20 protein-coding genes and 1 tRNA gene are annotated in these 16,772 nt (G+C 37.1%); 8 read left to right on the top strand and 13 right to left on the bottom strand.

Going from position 1 to position 16,772, the window contains the following annotated elements:
- Window positions 1-2 precede the first annotated feature (2 nt).
- Genes gspG through GKR92_03295 form a run of 8 tightly spaced genes read left to right on the top strand, consistent with a single transcriptional unit; the run spans window position 3 to window position 5,551 of the window.
- Entirely contained in the window at window positions 3-455 is a 453-nt protein-coding gene (gspG, locus tag GKR92_03260; GenBank protein QMU60761.1) for a type II secretion system protein GspG, read from the top strand.
- 32 nt (window positions 456-487) lie between these two features.
- Window positions 488-1,051 (top strand): type II secretion system protein GspH, encoded by a 564-nt coding sequence (gene gspH, locus GKR92_03265; GenBank protein ID QMU60762.1) that lies wholly within the window; start codon window positions 488-490, stop codon window positions 1,049-1,051.
- A gap of 3 nt (window positions 1,052-1,054) precedes the next feature.
- Entirely contained in the window at window positions 1,055-1,435 is a 381-nt protein-coding gene (gspI, locus tag GKR92_03270; GenBank protein QMU60763.1) for a type II secretion system protein GspI, read from the top strand.
- A 10-nt stretch (window positions 1,436-1,445) separates the two neighbouring features.
- The gene (gene gspJ, locus GKR92_03275; GenBank protein QMU60764.1) at window positions 1,446-2,078 is read left to right on the top strand and encodes a type II secretion system protein GspJ; all 633 of its coding nucleotides are present in this window, start codon (window positions 1,446-1,448) and stop codon (window positions 2,076-2,078) included.
- The gene (locus tag GKR92_03280) at window positions 2,079-3,044 is read left to right on the top strand and encodes a hypothetical protein (protein QMU60765.1); all 966 of its coding nucleotides are present in this window, start codon (window positions 2,079-2,081) and stop codon (window positions 3,042-3,044) included.
- 25 nt (window positions 3,045-3,069) lie between these two features.
- On the top strand, window positions 3,070-4,323 hold the full coding sequence (locus GKR92_03285; protein ID QMU60766.1) for a hypothetical protein: 1,254 nt from the start codon (window positions 3,070-3,072) through the stop codon (window positions 4,321-4,323).
- The gene (locus GKR92_03290) at window positions 4,320-4,805 is read left to right on the top strand and encodes a hypothetical protein (protein ID QMU60767.1); all 486 of its coding nucleotides are present in this window, start codon (window positions 4,320-4,322) and stop codon (window positions 4,803-4,805) included. The genes GKR92_03285 and GKR92_03290 overlap by 4 nt, the downstream gene beginning before the upstream one ends.
- 5 nt (window positions 4,806-4,810) lie before the next feature.
- On the top strand, window positions 4,811-5,551 hold the full coding sequence (locus GKR92_03295; protein ID QMU60768.1) for a hypothetical protein: 741 nt from the start codon (window positions 4,811-4,813) through the stop codon (window positions 5,549-5,551).
- A gap of 38 nt (window positions 5,552-5,589) precedes the next feature.
- Here the strand turns inward: GKR92_03295 and GKR92_03300 are convergent, their stop codons facing one another.
- The 13 genes from GKR92_03300 to ribE form a co-directional block, all read right to left on the bottom strand.
- A complete protein-coding gene (locus tag GKR92_03300; protein ID QMU60769.1) occupies window positions 5,590-5,820 on the bottom strand; it encodes a hypothetical protein in 231 nt (76 codons plus the stop codon).
- A 41-nt stretch (window positions 5,821-5,861) separates the two neighbouring features.
- Window positions 5,862-5,937: transfer RNA gene (locus GKR92_03305), tRNA-Ala, on the bottom strand.
- A gap of 16 nt (window positions 5,938-5,953) precedes the next feature.
- Window positions 5,954-7,360 (bottom strand): glutamate--tRNA ligase, encoded by a 1,407-nt coding sequence (gene gltX, locus GKR92_03310; protein QMU60770.1) that lies wholly within the window; start codon window positions 7,358-7,360, stop codon window positions 5,954-5,956.
- A 74-nt stretch (window positions 7,361-7,434) separates the two neighbouring features.
- Window positions 7,435-8,328, bottom strand: a complete 894-nt coding sequence (locus GKR92_03315; GenBank protein QMU60771.1) for an FHA domain-containing protein — start codon at window positions 8,326-8,328, stop codon at window positions 7,435-7,437.
- Window positions 8,329-8,337: 9 nt separating this feature from the next.
- The gene (locus GKR92_03320) at window positions 8,338-8,994 is read right to left on the bottom strand and encodes a TIGR02281 family clan AA aspartic protease (GenBank protein QMU60772.1); all 657 of its coding nucleotides are present in this window, start codon (window positions 8,992-8,994) and stop codon (window positions 8,338-8,340) included.
- Between the two features lie 9 nt (window positions 8,995-9,003).
- Window positions 9,004-10,077: a PilT/PilU family type 4a pilus ATPase gene (locus tag GKR92_03325; protein QMU60773.1), complete on the bottom strand. Its 1,074-nt coding sequence runs from the start codon at window positions 10,075-10,077 to the stop codon at window positions 9,004-9,006.
- Window positions 10,078-10,092: 15 nt separating this feature from the next.
- Window positions 10,093-11,175 carry a PilT/PilU family type 4a pilus ATPase gene (locus GKR92_03330; protein QMU60774.1) on the bottom strand — a complete coding sequence of 361 codons (1,083 nt, stop codon included), beginning with the start codon at window positions 11,173-11,175 and terminating at the stop codon, window positions 10,093-10,095.
- Window positions 11,176-11,189: 14 nt separating this feature from the next.
- Window positions 11,190-13,223 (bottom strand): protein kinase, encoded by a 2,034-nt coding sequence (locus tag GKR92_03335; protein ID QMU62701.1) that lies wholly within the window; start codon window positions 13,221-13,223, stop codon window positions 11,190-11,192.
- A gap of 546 nt (window positions 13,224-13,769) precedes the next feature.
- Window positions 13,770-14,258 (bottom strand): phosphatidylglycerophosphatase A, encoded by a 489-nt coding sequence (locus tag GKR92_03340; GenBank protein ID QMU60775.1) that lies wholly within the window; start codon window positions 14,256-14,258, stop codon window positions 13,770-13,772.
- Window positions 14,255-15,223, bottom strand: a complete 969-nt coding sequence (gene thiL, locus GKR92_03345; GenBank protein ID QMU60776.1) for a thiamine-phosphate kinase — start codon at window positions 15,221-15,223, stop codon at window positions 14,255-14,257. The genes GKR92_03340 and thiL overlap by 4 nt, the downstream gene beginning before the upstream one ends.
- 26 nt (window positions 15,224-15,249) lie before the next feature.
- The gene (nusB, locus tag GKR92_03350; protein ID QMU60777.1) at window positions 15,250-15,660 is read right to left on the bottom strand and encodes a transcription antitermination factor NusB; all 411 of its coding nucleotides are present in this window, start codon (window positions 15,658-15,660) and stop codon (window positions 15,250-15,252) included.
- Between the two features lie 7 nt (window positions 15,661-15,667).
- On the bottom strand, window positions 15,668-16,144 hold the full coding sequence (locus GKR92_03355; protein ID QMU60778.1) for a 6,7-dimethyl-8-ribityllumazine synthase: 477 nt from the start codon (window positions 16,142-16,144) through the stop codon (window positions 15,668-15,670).
- Between the two features lie 31 nt (window positions 16,145-16,175).
- Entirely contained in the window at window positions 16,176-16,772 is a 597-nt protein-coding gene (gene ribE / locus GKR92_03360) for a riboflavin synthase (GenBank protein ID QMU60779.1), read from the bottom strand.

The following is a 16,772-nucleotide window of genomic DNA, read 5'->3' on the forward strand; positions in this document are numbered from 1 at the left end:
ATATGAACAACGTTAAGAGAATTAAAAATCACAACATGAAGGGTTTCACTCTGATTGAAATCATTGTGGTTGTGGTCATCATTGGTTTATTAGCTGCTGTAATTGCACCAAACATATTTGGACAAGTGGAAAAAGCACGTCTTAATAGAGCTTTAAGCGATCTACGCGCATTAGAGTCTTCATTGAATCTCTATCGATTAGATAACTTTAACTACCCTACTACTGATCAAGGCATACAAGCTTTAATTACCAAACCAACAGGAAGCCCGGAAGCCAAAAACTGGAAGAAAGGTGGGTACATTCCAAGAATGCCTTTAGATCCTTGGGGCAGCGAATATCAATATGCCAACCCTGGCACCAGTGGCAGCGATTTTGACTTATTCACTTATGGTGCTGACGGGAAAGTCGGCGGAGAAGAAAATAATAAAGACTTATCAACTGCGGATTTAAGGTAGTACCCATACTTAACTTGGAGCTTAGCTAATCAATGATATACAAATCATACCCATATGCTAAGCAATCACCTGTAGCTAAGATTAATGCAGGTTTTTCTCTTTTAGAGTTATTAGTCGTTATCGTTATTATTGGCATATCCACGTTGGCCGTAACGTGGGCATTTGGTGATAATCAGGCTGAACGAATGTCACATAAGTCTCGCCAATTAGCTGCGCTGATTGAACTAACTCAAGAACAAGCAATGTTTAATTCTGAAGAATTAGGGCTGTTATTCACAAAAGATAGCTACACATTTTATAAATTGGTAACCGTTTTCGATAAAGACAATAAAGAAAAATCAGCATGGCAAGCCATAGAAGGCGATAGAATTTTAACCAAACGCAGCCTACCCGACGGTTTGGAATATGAACTCTACCTTGAAGGCATTAAGGTTACCTTTGCTGCCGCTAAATTAAAGGAGATTACACCGCATGTTTTTATTCTTTCTGATGGATCAATAAGTCCGTTTGAGCTTAATCTTACCGATAAAATTGATCATAGTTATAAAATGAAAATGGCAGAGAACGGAAAATATGAAATTGAGGCCGTTAATTAACTCATGAGCACTATGAACCACTTTAAAGGTTTTACATTGCTAGAAGTTATGGTGGCACTTGCAATTGTTGCATTAGGTATGGCTGCTGTAATTAAAACCGTTACCACTACCACTTCTAACACGATTCATTTAAGAGATAAAACTTTTGCTTATTGGGTGGCGCAAAATCAATTAGCAGAGATTGAGCTTACCTCAGGAAGCCCAAAAAAAGGTTTTTCTGATGGTGAAGAAACATTAGCTGGATTAACATGGCACTGGACCCGAAAAATAGAAGGAACAGAAGATCCAGACACAAATCGCATAGAAGTTACCGTGCGTAAAAATAAAGATAAATCTGCTCAGAATTATGCAACGTTAATCACGTTACTTTTTAATCCAAGGTAAGTTGAATTTTATGTCACATAAAATAAACAATTCATCAGGATTTACCTTGATCGAAGTGGTGATCGCAACATTTATATTTGGTTTTGTTTCCATCATGGCATACGGTGGGATGAATTATGTCTTAAAAGGACAGAGTCAATTACAAAACTCTTCTAACCAACTGAAGGGCTTACAGCTCACATTTAGATATTTTGAGAAAGATATAAACCAAATGATCAATCGCTCGGTCAGAAATCAATACCATGATATGCAGCCCGCGTTCGTTGGAAATGAAGATAAAGTATTTAGTTTTACCCATGCAGGCTGGCGTAACCCTGCCAATCTTGTACGAAGCAAAATGCAGCGTGTTTCTTATGAGTTGGATGAAAATACTCTTAAACGCCACACATGGGGGCAATTAGATGGTGCCATTGCAGAAGATTATTTTACCACAGACTTGTTAGAAGGCGTTGAGGCGATAAAACTTCGTTATCGAGATCAAGTTAATCAATGGCAAACCACTTGGCCGCCACTAAATAGCGGTTCGGTTCAACAAGCATCCTCTATTCAACAATATGGTATGCCACGAGCATTGGAACTAACCATTAAGATGGAAAACATGGATGAAATTAAGCGTCTCTTTGTCGCTCCTGAAACTTCCTAAATGATACAAAGTATGAACTTTAAATCTAAAAAGAAACAGTCAGGAGTTGCTCTTATTACAGCAGTGTTAATTGTCGCGCTCGCAGTGGTTGCATCGGTGTCTATTGCAGAAAACTACCAATTGAACTTTCGTCGAACTGTTACTGCATTCAATAGTGGTCAAGCATGGTCTTATGCAAAAGGTGCTGAAGAATGGGCCATGGCCATTCTAGCTAGAGACCTAAAAGATAGCGGTGGTTATGATGGGCATGATGAAGCTTGGTGGAATGATGGTGATCCTCTAGTTTTCCCTCTACCAGGTGGTCTTATCGAGGGTAAATTAGAAGACGTGCAAGGTAAATTAAATGTTAATAAGTTAATGACAGGAGGCAAACCCAATCCTGTAATGTACAAACGCTTTGAACGTTTATTTGCATCCTTAGAGATTAATGTTGGGCTTGTTGGTGCAATTCAAGATTGGATTGATCCAGACCGAGACTTTACAGGTTCTGATGGAGCAGAACGTGATGTTTACAAAAAATTGGAGTACGCATACTTACCTGCTGATCAACCTATGAAAGATATTTCAGAATTGCGCTTAGTGCATGGAATTGATGAGAAAATTTATAATAAGTTACTTCCTCATATCACTGCATTACCCAGTGATACGATTTTAAATCTCAATACTGCTTCTGCAAATGTATTAGAGAGTTTGGGAGAAAATATCCCGCCGGAGCAGAGCGTGGGTAAAGATATAGTAAAAGAACGTGAAAAAAAGCCGTTTAAACAGCCTAATGACTTCGTAACTATTCTTACTCAAAAAGGTTACACGGCTGATATTAACGATGGCACAGTTGGCGTTGCAAGTAACTATTTTTTACTGAATACAAAATGTTTGATTGGCAATAGTCAAGTAAAAATGGTTAGCATGATTCACCGCGTTGGTGGTAATAATTTAAAAGTGGTTAAACGAAGTCAAAAACTCTAAATAGAGAACTAAAAGAGAAAACAAGATGGAAGAAACCGTAATCATATACATACAAAGTGATTTACTTCAAAATATAGATACAGAAGATCCTCACTTTGTTAAATGGATTAAGTTAGATGAAGAAGGTGTTCCTATCACAAGAGGTGCAGAAGCACGACTGGAACAGGTTTCTTCTGTTACACAAAATGCAAACGTAATTGTATTATTACCACTTGAAAAAATGTTGCTTACCAGTGTAAACACTCGAGCACGCAAGCAAAAACATTTACAAAAAGCTGTTCCCTACGCGCTGGAGGATGAGCTAGCGGATGATGTAGACAGTTTGCATTTTGCTTTAGGTAATCGATATGGTGAAAATGATTTTCCTGTTGCAGTTATCGATAAACACACTTTAGACGCTGTTTTAGATGCACTTTCTGAAGCAGGTATATATCCAGATTTGTTAACAGCAGATATGTTTGGGCTACCTTTCAGAGAAGGTACTTGGACCATTCTGATTGAAAATGATCGAGCACTTGTCCGTACAGCAAAGCATCAAGGCTTCACTATCGATTTGCATAATCTTCAACAAATGCTTACTACCTCTCTACGCCAGGCAGAAGAAACCCCTGCTGAACTTAATGTGTATTGTTGTGATGACCAGCAAACAGGCGTTAAAAAGCTTAACTTGCCGATTAGCACTAATGAATTAGACGATTGCCCTCCTGGCTTATTTGCTGATGGCTTGGATGAAGATGAATGCATTAATTTATTGCAATCCAGCTATAAGAACAAAGACAAAAAACATCGTCAAGTAGGCCCATGGAAAGTGGCAGCTATGTTATTTGGAGCTTGGATTGTATTATCGTTTATATCAGTGTTTCTTGATCATGCGCGTCTCAGCAAACAAGAAAAACGACTTGATACTCAAATAGTACAGATCATGAAACAAACCTTCCCTGATATACAAAATGTATCTGCAGATAGTGCGCGTACAAAAATGGAAGCTCGTTTGAAAAACTTTATGGATCTGACCAGTGCTAGCTCAAATGCTAGTTTTATGGAGCTACTTGCTATGAGTGGTGAATCTATGAAACAAGCAGGGAAAGTCGATATCGATACAATGAATTATCGGGAAGGTAAATTAAATATGCAAGTTAAGTCTCCTGATGTGCAAGTACTCGATAGCGTTAAACAATCTCTGAAAAGTAAACATTATTCAACCGATATACAGTCAGCCAATACACAAGGCAACATAGTCGAAGCAAAACTCGTTATAGCTAAAGGAGATCCTAAATGAAAGATTGGTGGGAAGCACTTCAGTCACGCGAACGCTATATGGTATTTATCGCAGCTGTATTAGTAGCTATAGCAATACTATACCTAGCTATTTGGACCCCTATTGCATCTAGCCGTGATGACAAACAAAAACGCGTAGAAGCTAAGCATGAAACCGTAGCTTGGATGAGTCAGAAAAAACAAGAAGTAGATCATTTAAAACGTATTAATCCAAATATGTTTAATCAAGCTAACGATGGACGTTCATTACTTGCAATTGTAGATACTGGCGCCAAGAATATGGGTATACGCCCTGCCATCACTAGAATAGAACCTAAGGGTGAAGACAGTGTTCAAATCTGGTTAGAAGATATGGCCTTTGATTATCTTATTGTGCTCTTAGGTGAACTCGAAAGAAGAAATAATATAGAAGTTTCAGATGCGTCACTCAATCGCTCAGACCAGGTTGGAAAAATAACCGGAAAAGTAACTTTAATCAGATAATAATTATGAAAATAATCATAAAATTATTATTAGGCTTAGTTATATTTATTGGTGCTGTCGCCTACTTTGCACCTGCTTCTATTGCTGAAAAGTTTTTGCCTAGCAATATTTCTACAGCAGGACTGAGTGGCACTTTACTAAATGGTAATGCACAAAATATTGTTATAGATAAAGTCAGTATACAAAATACTAAATGGTTATCTAACCCACTTAGCTTGCTTACAGGAAAGGTTCAAGCAGATGTATCCATTAATTCGAATAATATAAAAGGTGAATTTGAAACAACCTATGCTGGATCATCTGTTTACACAAAAGATATCGATCTTGTAGGTGAGTTATCCTTATTAAGCCCCTACTTCGAGCGTTTAGGTTTAACTATTCATGGTCAATTCGATGCAAAGTTTGATAAGTTAGATATTAAAAATGGTATTCCAAATAATGCTGATGGCATTTTAAATACCTCAAATACTAGTATATTAGGCCTATTACCTTTAAATTTAGGCGATGTCAGTAGTGAATTTTCACCTCTTGAAAATGGTTTTCAAGTTTATTTAAATAACCAGAATGGTGAATTAGATTTGAATGGCGTGATCAATATATCCAGTAACGGCGTATACAATGCAGATTTGACACTAACTAAGAATGCGAGTACTCCGGATAATGTTTTGCAAACTATACAATTGATTGGTAAGAAAATTAATGAGGAAAGCGTAAAACTAATTCATCAAGGCCAGCTAGGCATCTAGGCATCTAGGGAATCTAGGGAATCTAAATAAATAAATAGTTATTTTTCCCTTTCATTTGATTCATTAGTAGAAAATATAGTCTCAAATATTGAATCTTTAATCTGCCATTCTTTAACAATTATTTTTGAAATTCTACGTTCGGGTAAGCAGCGTCTGTCTTTTCTAATGCATGACCCTTGTGTTGTGATAACAGGAAATTGACTAACCGCTACATTATTCCTTCTTTCAGGCTTATTACGTCGATCGTTAATGATAGGATTAGCTGGCATACGAGTATTATAGCCAAATTCCACTTTATTTATGGAAAATTTGGTGGAGCTAGGCGGGATCGAACCGCCGACCTCTTGCGTGCCACGCAAGCGCTCTCCCAGCTGAGCTATAGCCCCAAATATCGTTAATAATCTATATCGTACTCACAATATATCCAATCGCCCGATCGATACGTTGTGTAGTCTTTTTTTCGCCCAATAGTTCTAATGTTAAATCAATTGATGGTGAATCAGCGCCGCCTGTAACCGCTAACCGTAATGGCGGTGCCACTTCACCCATTTTTAAATTCATAGCTTCAGCAGTAGACTTAATTTCTGCATGGATATTATCTGCTGTCCAATTATCAATATTGGATAATTGAGTTTTCAAAGTTGTTAACACCTCAACTTTATCTTGAGTGAAATTTTTCTTAGCAGCTTTTTCATTATACAGCTCAATATCTTGGTATAAAAATTGACTGTTATGACAAAGCTCTTGCAAGGTTTTACTTCTATCTTTCATTGCATCATATAAACGATATAAATCTGGTTGGCCATCATACTTGTAACCATGGCCAGTAAAGTATTCATCTAATATATTACCGAGATCAGACCCAGATATATTCTTCATATGTTGTTGATTAACCCATTGCAACTTATCATCATCAAAGGTTGCTGCAGACTGTTGAATTGAAGCTAGATCAAAATGTTCTATCATTTCTTTTACTGAGAATAGCTCTTGATCTCCATGTGACCAACCAAGTCGGACTAAATAATTTAGCAAACCCGTTGCAAGAATACCTTCTTCACGATATTGATTAACAGAAACAGCTCCATGTCTTTTTGAGAGACGTTTTCCATCAGTTCCGTGTATTAAGGGAATATGCGCATAAATAGGAGGTTCTTTACCTAATGCTAAAAATATATTGTGTTGCCTAAAAGTATTATTTAAATGATCATCTCCTCGGATAACGTGTGTGATATTCAAATCAAAATCATCTACTACAACCGTTAAATGATAGGTAGGAGAACCATCAGACCGGGCTAGAATTAAATCATCTAACTCACTATTCTGTACGATAACTTTTCCACGAATTTCATCATTTATTTGCACATTTCCCAGCAAGGGATTTTTGAGTCGAACCACTGATGATTCAGATGACTGTAAGCTTTGATTTAAATCACGACACTTTCCATCATAGCGTGGTTTGAGTTTTTTGCTAATTTGTTCTTCACGTAATGCGCCTAATCTTTCTTTCGAACAATAACAGCGGTACGCATTATTCTCTTCGAGTAATTTTTGGATGACTGCTTGATATTTGTCAGAACGCTTAGATTGATAAACGGGCTCAATGTCTGAGTTAATACCTAACCAAGATAAGCTGGAAAATATATCTTCAGTAAACTCACTTTTAGAGCGTTCTTTGTCTGTGTCTTCGATCCTAAGCACATACTCACCTTTGTGCTTACGAGCATATAACCAGTTAAAGAGTGCCGTGCGTGCCCCTCCAATATGCAAATACCCAGTAGGACTAGGTGCAAAACGTGTACGTACTTTCATATAAATAGATAAATTTAAAGGTATTCAAGCTTTCATATTAGAAAGCTCTATATTGTACAGATGATTATATTGCTTTAAAGCGAATTGAATTGGATAAGATCAGGATCACTGTTATCGAGAATGGTTTTGCCTAAGCTTATTCTTCCTTCTCCCCATAGCGGAAATTCTTCTCGACGTAAGTAGATGCTGCGACCATCTTCGGTTAGCACATATGTACCATTAGTGCTTTGGTCTCTAATTAAAAACTTACCACGTCGATATTCAACAATAGCATGTTGTCTGGATACCAAATTACCCTCAATAACAATACCGCAGTTTAAATCACGACCAATAGTTAAGGCAGGCATATTAGCAAGCAATGCTATTTCACTGTCTTGAAAAGACAATTGCAGTTTAGAGGACTTCATATTTTCTAATGAAGTTGTTCCAGAAAGTATTTGCGTTGAAGCTTCACCTTCCCACATGACTTCATAGATAATAGTTTGTTCTTGGCGACCTTTTATTCGCGAAGTATCGTAACGGCGCGTAAAGTGAGCAATTTCAGGAGGTATATGCTTAACAATCGCATCAGTTGCTATTATTTGTCCACCTTTAGCGATATCCCGCATAGCTGCAGTAACGTTAACTGAATCTCCAAACATATCCGTAGCTTCGACAATGGCAGAGCCGTAGTGCATACCTATCCTTAATGCTAAACGCACACCATTTGGATCAACAGTTTCTTTTGCTGTTTCTTGTAGCTTAAAAGCAGCTTGAAAGGCTAATTCAGGATCAGATAGATAACATAGAATTTCGTCACCTATGAATTTCACAACCGTGCCTTTATGACGTTTAATAATTTCAGACATTCGAATCAAACAGCGAGCAATGCTGTCTTGAGCTAATGTGTCACCATATTCTTGGTATAAGCGAGTACTACCCGCTATATCAACAAACATTACTGTAACGTCTTTACTATCTTTGGCCATATCGTAGTCTTAATATTTTTCTTCTAATTCTAGATACTGATTTTCATTATTTAATTTAAGGCGTCCTAAATAGGACATTCCCAATAATGGCGTTGTCGGGCTATTACCTTCAATAACTACCGCATCTATATTTCTCAACATGATTTCGCCAATTTTTACCTGATCCAAAGAAATTGAATATGCGAGCGCCTTTCCAGAGGCTGTCGAAACAATCGTTTTTTCTCCCTTTAACTTATATTGTAGCCCAAGCCGTTTGGCTATTGCAGAATTTAGTGCGACTGAGGTTGCACCAGTATCTACAAGAAAATCAACTGGATAACCATTGATAGAGCCAACGGTTCTAAACATATTGCTCCCATCTCGATATATTTGCACTTTCTTTTTTAAAGTTTTGGAATAGCTTGCACGAACACGATTGCCTAGATTATATTTTGATCGCTCTCCATTCACTTCTAAAACAGCATATTTGCTGCTTGCTTCAATCAGTTTCACACCTAGTTTTGCTATTTCACCCACTTTCAATAGATGTTGTTCATCGTCAATACTGACCATAGCTTTATTTTTAAACAAAGCCATCACCTCAATGTGTGAAATTTCAGCTTGAGCAGCATTTATCACTATTGAAAATATTAAAAAACTAACAAGAGAGCTTGCGTACTTATACATGATATTTAACTAGGCTGTTGCGTCAGTCTTTTTTAAAAACTGCATGAATTGACTTTTATCATTTGCTGCTTCGAAAGCGGCTTCTGGTGTTATTCTTTCATCATTAAGCAATTTCTTAATTGCAGTATCCATGCTTTGCATACCAAAGCTTCGTCCGCCTTGGATGGAGTTATCAATCTGGTCAGTTTTTCCTTCTCTGATGATGTTTGCTACTGCATGAGTGTTAACCATAATCTCAACAGCTGCAGCTCTACCCTTACCATCTTTTGTTTTGATAAGTTGTTGAGAAATTACTGAACGCAATGAAGTGGATAACATGGTGCGGATGTGGTCTTGCTTATTCGTTGGAAACGAATTAATTATTCGATCTACTGTATCCGCAGCACTATTGGTATGCAATGTACCCAAAACCAATATACCTGTCTCTGCAGCTGTAACGGCAAGACTCATAGTTTCTAAGTCACGCATCTCGCCTACAAGTATCACATCTGGATCTTCACGCAATGCTGAGTGTAATGCACTTGCAAAAGATTTAGCGTGTTCTCCAACTTCACGCTGACTCATTAAACAATTTTTTTGTTCATGGATAAACTCAACTGGGTCTTCAATTGTTAAAATGTGCCCCTTAAGCGTACTATTAATTTCATTGACCATTGCCGCTAAAGTAGTTGATTTACCTGAACCAGTTTTACCAGTTACTAATATCATTCCGGATTTTTGTTTACTTATACTAGCCAGTATCTCTGGCATAGATAAATCTTCTAATGATGCAGTATCCATAGGAATGGAACGCATTATCACGCCTACCCCATTTAGATGCCTGAATGCATTAACTCGAAAACGTCCGCAGCCTTCTATACTGTGAGCAAAGTCTGCATTATCTTCTTTTTCAAATGTATTGCGAGCACGAGTTGGCATGAAGTTATTTATTGCATCAAGCAATTCCTTTGCACTTATCTTATCTTCTGATATAGCTTCTAAATCACCAAGCACTCTCATTCTTGGTGGGTCACCCGACACTAAGTGCAAATCAGAGCCACCGCGCGCAACTAACATCTCTAAAAGTGTATCGATATCTATCATAATATATATTTATTGTTAGTTGGCTTTAGGCAATAAATCTGGATCAGTAACAAACTGTTGGAATAACTTTTTATCATTTGCATGTAAGTAAGCATCATCTGGATCTATTTCTTTATTTTGCACAGCTGCTAATAACGCTTGATCTTTAAGTTGCATTCCTACACCACTACCTGTTTGTATTTGATTGGGAATTTGAAAGTTCTTTTCAGACATAATTAAATTACCAATAGCATGATTCATTATCATAATTTCTACTATGGCTCTTCTGCCTCTTCCATCAACAGTTTTCAATAAATCTTGTGTTACAACAGCGTGCAAGTTTTTTGATAAAAATATTTTCCCCTGTCCTTGCTGTTCTGCAGGAAGTGCATCAATTATTCGGTCTATAGATTTTGTTGCAGAGGTAGTATGCAAGGTACCAAATACCAAATGTCCCGTTTCCGCGGCCAACATTGCCATACTGATAGTCTCAGCATCACGCATCTCACCCACGAGTATAATGTCAGGATCTTGACGTAAAGAGGCACGTAATCCATCACCAAAGCTTTTTAAGTGAGTCCCTACCTCACGCTGCATCACTTGGGAATTCATACTCGGATGAATGAATTCAATAGGATCTTCTAGTGTAATAATATTTTCTTTGCGAGTTTTATTAATATGGTGAATTAATGACGCAAGGGTTGTTGATTTACCTGTACCGGTAGAGCCAGTTACCAATACCATACCCTGTTTGAATTCAGCAAAAGTTTTAATTACTGGCGGTAGCTTTAATGTTTCAAATGCTGGTATTTCAGTTGGGATATGCCGGAATGTTGCACCAATACCCGAAGATTTTCTAAATAAGTTAATACGAAATCGACCCACACCCTCAGACATGTAAGAAAAATCTAAGTCGTCTCCTTGTCGAAACTTTTCTTTTTGAGACTTCGTCAAAATCTCACTTATATAACCTTCTAATTCTGTATCACCAAGGTCTCTAAACTTTATCGGTACTAGGTCACCATGCATTCGAAACATAGGCGGAACACCAACCGCTAAATGGATATCTGAGCAGCTTTGCTCGCGACCCAGTTTTAAAAACGCATCTATTCTTGCCATTATTAATTCACTATTTAATTCATCAATTTTTCAATTGCATCTTTAAGCTCTGCCATACTTTGATATCGGTGCTCAGCTTTAACACTCATGGACTTAGATACTACATCGCTAAGTTCTTGTGAAACCAATTCATTTTTTTCACAGACTTTTGTTGCCTTACCTTGCACATGTTGGTACATGATAGACATACTATCCTTTCCAGAATATGGCGGCCTACCTGTTAGCATCTCATACATAATTGCACCTAAACTATATATATCTGTACGCTCATCAACTTCCTTGCCTAATACTTGTTCAGGCGCCATATAAGTAGGTGTTCCTACAAGTAAGCCTGTTTTGGTTAACTTTGTATCAGTAGATTGAGTAGCCGCAGCAACACCAAAATCAACTATCTTTAGAATACTTTCTTCGTTAATTAGAATATTATTTGGTTTCAAGTCGCGATGAACTACATTTGCTTCATGTGCGCTTTCCATTCCGCTACATACGTCATAAGTGAACTTTTTAGCACGTTCAACGTCCATAGGTTTTTTATCTTTTACTTCTGCACTCAAAGTGTGGCTTCTAAAGTATTCCATAGAAATTGCATGTGCTTTGCCAAATGACAACATGTCATAAATACGAATTACATTCGGGTGAGTAATTTTTCGCGCAAATCGAAGCTCATATATAAAACGCTTAATGATGCTTTCGTCTGTTACAAATTGAGCATTTAAAAATTTAAGAATAATTTCTTCACTAATAATTGTATCTTCCACCAGGAACACAGAACCAAATGCACCTTTACCAATTTTCTTAATGTAACGATATCGATCTGCAAGCATATCGTCTGGTTGCATGTCATCTGGATTGATAATTTTTGATTCAGTTGATACATCACCGCGAGTCACCTTGCCAGGCAAGGTTAAGGTGTCACTTTTAATATCAATATCGTCACTCTTAAACACCTGAATCGATGAATCAGCAGGTTCTTGTTCAACAATCCTATTAATCGCTTCTTGGCCCAGCTCCTGGATTTCCTCAGCTTGATTTTCAATGACTTTATCGATGGCTTTTACAACAGTTTCGATAGTATTGTCATCCGTAATTACCATTAAAGTTTTTATAGCTTCTTTAATTACATTTTCGGATTTTGACTTTAATTGTTTAACCGTAACATCTACTGCGTCATTTGCTTTTAAGGTTGCAAATGCTTTTAACAAAACCACCACCATAGCTTCGTTATCACTATTATTGCTAAGCATGTTGATGAGAACAGGCACGCATTTTTTGTTGCCTAAATCAGCTAGACCATCAATTGCTCTTTCTCTAACCCACCAGTCAGAATCATCCAATGACTGCACTAATGCTTCAAAGGTGCTGTCATCTTTAGTTGCATTAATTATCTCAATAGCAGAACGGCGAATAAATTCATCGTCATCTTTAATCAATTGAATAACTGCTCGAACTACACGTTTGCCACCAATTTTTCCTAAAGCATCAGCAGCACGACTGCGCACCCACCAATCTTCATCTTTGATAGCATTGAGCAAATCTTTTACTGATTCTTTACTAGCAATCTCATTTAAAACTTCGACAGCTGCTCTGCGTACATATTCAGATTCATCTTTCAAATGCGGGATTAAATACAATACCGTTTTAGGGTGCTTAATTTTAACGATCGCCTCGATGGCTTTATTTTGAACTTTGAAATCTGGATCGCTAATAAGTTTACAAAGTTGTTCGATATCATCTATTTTATTTGCACGCGATAAGCCATCCAATGCTGCTAGTCGTACCGCTTTATTTTCATCGGACAAAAGCTTACTCAATGACTCATTTACTCTAGGCGTATCGAATTTCGCCAATACTTTTGTTATATATGTGCGAATTATCGGATCTTTGGTGTCCACTCGATTTACTAGTTCAGGCACAATAGTATCGCCTGCTATGCTTTCTAACAGTTTAAATAATGCGGCTTGATCGTTATGCTCTAACTTATAGGCATAACGTAATAATTTGGTTCCATTTACTTTTGACTTTTGCGCGGTAAGCAAACTTATAAGCATTGGTTTTGAAGCGTTTTGTTTCTCAAATAAATCAACATATCTATTTGGATCAATATCAGGTGATTTTGCTAATGCCTCGACAACGCCATCTCGTACTTGATTGTTTTGATGCGAAAACAGTAGTTTGAAATGCTCTGCATTTTTTAGAACAGCAAGATCCGACAAAATATTAATTATATTTTTTTCTTGCTCTTGATTGGCGCCCTCCAATCGATTAGCAAGCTTTGGAATGGCTTTGTTTGCGATCTTTTGCAGTTTTGCTAGGTTCTTTTGATAATCAGTCCCTGCCCCTGAACCTTGCGAGATGATTTGATCAATCGTCCCATCTACGCGAATTGCACCTAATACACCCATATTTCCAAGCAGCTAATTTGTTTTACGTTATTGATTAATTTTATTATTGTGAATCTGAAGATTAATACAGTCTGATTTCATGTTAGTCCTTAGTCGATACCGAACTCTGGGAAACGGCCATATCTAACTGAAATATAGTAGTATATTTCTCAACATATTGAGTTTACCTTGCCCTTCAGGCTAGGTCATGAATTAGAGGAAATTCACCGACCAAATTACGATATGCAGGGATAGCAGGCTGTACAAGGCCGCTAATACATCATCTAGCATAATGCCTAAGCCACCTTTCACCTGCCGGTCCGCTACACAGACCGGCCAAGGCTTCCAGATATCAAATAAACGAAACAGCAAAAAGCCCAAAATAACCCAATACCAAGTAACAGGCACAAGAATCATGGTGATCAAGTACCCTACGATTTCATCAATAACAATGCCAGAATGATCAGGCACTCCTAAAGCTTTTGCTGTCAGACCTGAAGCCCAGCAGCCTACAAAAAATATTATAGTTACAAATAACAAATAAATAGAAAGTGAAAATGTAGTAAGTGCCAGAAAAATTGGAATAGCAATAAGTGTACCCATTGTCCCAGGTGCTATAGGTGAAAGCCCTACCCCAAATCCAAATGATATAAAATGTATTGGATTTCGTAAGACGGTCTGTGTAACAGAGTTTCCTATCATGAGAAATGATCAAATCCAAAACTTTTGGGTAATTGCGTAGGTTGATTATTATCAAAAAGCGATATACCAGAACCTGAAATTATTTTACCTACTTTACTTACTAATATCTTTTCTGAATTAAAATATCTCTCTAGTTTGATTTGATCTTTTTGCTTTATAGTAAAGATAAGCTCGTAATCTTCGCCACCTATCAGCAATTCTTTTACATCATCGACATGATTTACCATTCTTAGCATTGCACGAGAAATTGGTATTTTTTCTAAATCAATTATTGCACCTTTATTACTCATAGAAAGTATTCGTTGTAAATCAATCAAAAAACCATCTGAGATATCTATAGCTGAATGAGCATACTTGACTATGTGCGCAGATATATCAAAACGTGGCATAGGTTTATGCAGGCACATTAAAAAATAATCTCGATCATTGGAATTTAATTCAGATTTAAAATTATTATTTATTAATTTTAATCCCAATGCTGCATCACCTAAATATCCGGTTACATATATTAAATCACCTATTTCGCATGCACATCGTAATAACTTTCTCTGTTCAGGCAGACTGCCTATCACTTGCACAGTAATGGATAGCGGACCTTTCACTATGTCGCCACCTACAATTCTTAGCTTGTGTGCATCGGCTAATTGATAAATGCCATCAGAGAAATCTTGTAGCCATTGGTGATCTATATCCGGCAATGATAAGTTTAGTGTAGCCCAAAGAGGCTTTGCACCCATCGCTGCAATATCGCTTAAACTTACTGCCAAAGATTTATGTCCAATAAATTGCGGATTGCAATCTGCATGAAAATGCACTCCTACATTAAGCGTATCAGTTGTAATTACAAGCTTAGAGTCTTCAGGTGGATTTACTATAGCCGCATCATCTCCAACACTGACGTCAACTGTTCCGCAAGCTGCCTGATGCTTAGTAAAATATTTCTGAATTAGTTCTTGTTCTAACAAATTTTAGTTGAGATAAGAGTAATAATTTAACGATTATTTTGAGTGACTTGATCTAACACTCCATTGATAAACTTATATCCCTCGATAGAACCAAATTTTTTACATAAGTTAATCGCTTCAGAGAGAATCACTTTGGAAGGAGTTTCAGACTTATGCATAATTTCATACGTAGCATAAAGCAAAATAGCATTTTCAATGGGGTCTATTTGCTCAGTTGGTAAATTTAGATAAGGTGAAAAAATTGCAGAAAGCTCTACACTTTGATTAATTGATTCTGTTAGCAAATCAACAAAATAGTCTTTATCTACTTTATCCCAATTTTCATCTTCAACGTATTGCGCTAACAATTCATCTATTTCGTGTCCTGATATTTGCCACTGATATAGCGCTTGCAGAGCCAATCTTCTTGACCAATGTCGTTTTTGTGGTTCCACAATACTGTCACTAAATAGACTTCAGAACATTAATCATTTCTAACACGCATAATGCGGTATCTCGACCTTTGTTAAGTTCAATATTACTGGTGGATGAACGTTCGAGAGCTTGCTCGATAGTGTTGGTCGTTAGCACGCCGAATGCGATTGGTATATTAGATTCTAAACTAGCTTGCTGAATACCCTGTGCACTGGCACTGCATACATAATCAAAATGCGGTGTATCACCACGAATTACACAGCCCAATGCAATAACAGCATTATATTTTTTGCTCTCGGCAAGCGCTTTACATACAAGCGGTAATTCAAATGCACCTGGGACAGGCACATCCATAATATCGGCTTCATTTACACCATTTTCAAGCAATGTCTGATGCGCTGCTATGCGCATGTTATTAACAATTTCTCCATTAAAACGCGCAGATACAATAGCAATTTTTGCATTATTGCCATTATAGTCAGCACCTTTAGTTTCACTATGTTTCATGTTTCATTTTTTATAAATTACTATCTGTATTTTATGATCTATTATTAATAATATTTTCAAGATATCTGGCAATTAAATCTACCTCGATATTCAGCAAATCTTCAGTTTGAATTGCGTTTAATATTGTATTTTTCAAAGTATGTGGAATAATTGTAACGCACAGTTGCTCATCCTTAACTTTATTTACAGTCAAACTTACACCATTTATGCAAACTGAACCCTTTACAGCAATATATTTTACTAGCTCAACAGGGCTGCTAATCCACAAAATGGTTTCGTTATCGTTATCTTCGCGAGTACTCAATACACCTAAACCATCTACATGCCCACTGACAAAATGACCCCCGAGACGAGTAGTTGGAGTTACCGCACGCTCTAGATTTACTTGATTATTTCTAATTGCTCGGCCAAAGCTAGTGCACTGCTGAGTTTCTTTGGATACATCAACATAAAATGAATTTTGTTCGATATCATAAGCCGTTAAACAAACACCATTTACCGCAATACTATCCCCAAGCTGCACGCCATCAATAAATTTACTAGAAACTTGAATTCTATATTGGTGTATATCTTCTTTTTCGGCGACACTATGTATTGTGCCAATTTCTTCAATAATTCCAGTAAACAT

The sequence above is a fragment of the Gammaproteobacteria bacterium genome (assembly GCA_014075255.1).
Classification (GTDB): domain Bacteria; phylum Pseudomonadota; class Gammaproteobacteria; order UBA4575; family UBA4575; genus JABDMD01.

Excerpts from the sequence above, each read along its gene's own strand:
- gspG (QMU60761.1), top strand. The coding sequence starts at position 3 with ATGAACAACGTTAAGAGAATTAAAAATCACAACATGAAGGGTTTCACT.
- gspH (QMU60762.1), top strand. The coding sequence starts at position 488 with ATGATATACAAATCATACCCATATGCTAAGCAATCACCTGTAGCTAAG.
- gspI (QMU60763.1), top strand. The coding sequence starts at position 1,055 with ATGAGCACTATGAACCACTTTAAAGGTTTTACATTGCTAGAAGTTATG.
- gspJ (QMU60764.1), top strand. The coding sequence starts at position 1,446 with ATGTCACATAAAATAAACAATTCATCAGGATTTACCTTGATCGAAGTG.
- GKR92_03280 (QMU60765.1), top strand. The coding sequence starts at position 2,079 with ATGATACAAAGTATGAACTTTAAATCTAAAAAGAAACAGTCAGGAGTT.
- GKR92_03285 (QMU60766.1), top strand. The coding sequence starts at position 3,070 with ATGGAAGAAACCGTAATCATATACATACAAAGTGATTTACTTCAAAAT.
- GKR92_03290 (QMU60767.1), top strand. The coding sequence starts at position 4,320 with ATGAAAGATTGGTGGGAAGCACTTCAGTCACGCGAACGCTATATGGTA.
- GKR92_03295 (QMU60768.1), top strand. The coding sequence starts at position 4,811 with ATGAAAATAATCATAAAATTATTATTAGGCTTAGTTATATTTATTGGT.
- GKR92_03300 (QMU60769.1), bottom strand. The coding sequence starts at position 5,820 with ATGCCAGCTAATCCTATCATTAACGATCGACGTAATAAGCCTGAAAGA.
- gltX (QMU60770.1), bottom strand. The coding sequence starts at position 7,360 with ATGAAAGTACGTACACGTTTTGCACCTAGTCCTACTGGGTATTTGCAT.
- GKR92_03315 (QMU60771.1), bottom strand. The coding sequence starts at position 8,328 with ATGGCCAAAGATAGTAAAGACGTTACAGTAATGTTTGTTGATATAGCG.
- GKR92_03320 (QMU60772.1), bottom strand. The coding sequence starts at position 8,994 with ATGTATAAGTACGCAAGCTCTCTTGTTAGTTTTTTAATATTTTCAATA.
- GKR92_03325 (QMU60773.1), bottom strand. The coding sequence starts at position 10,077 with ATGATAGATATCGATACACTTTTAGAGATGTTAGTTGCGCGCGGTGGC.
- GKR92_03330 (QMU60774.1), bottom strand. The coding sequence starts at position 11,175 with ATGGCAAGAATAGATGCGTTTTTAAAACTGGGTCGCGAGCAAAGCTGC.
- GKR92_03335 (QMU62701.1), bottom strand. The coding sequence starts at position 13,223 with ATGCTTATAAGTTTGCTTACCGCGCAAAAGTCAAAAGTAAATGGAACC.
- GKR92_03340 (QMU60775.1), bottom strand. The coding sequence starts at position 14,258 with ATGATAGGAAACTCTGTTACACAGACCGTCTTACGAAATCCAATACAT.
- GKR92_03355 (QMU60778.1), bottom strand. The coding sequence starts at position 16,144 with ATGAAACATAGTGAAACTAAAGGTGCTGACTATAATGGCAATAATGCA.
- ribE (QMU60779.1), bottom strand. The coding sequence starts at position 16,772 with ATGTTTACTGGAATTATTGAAGAAATTGGCACAATACATAGTGTCGCC.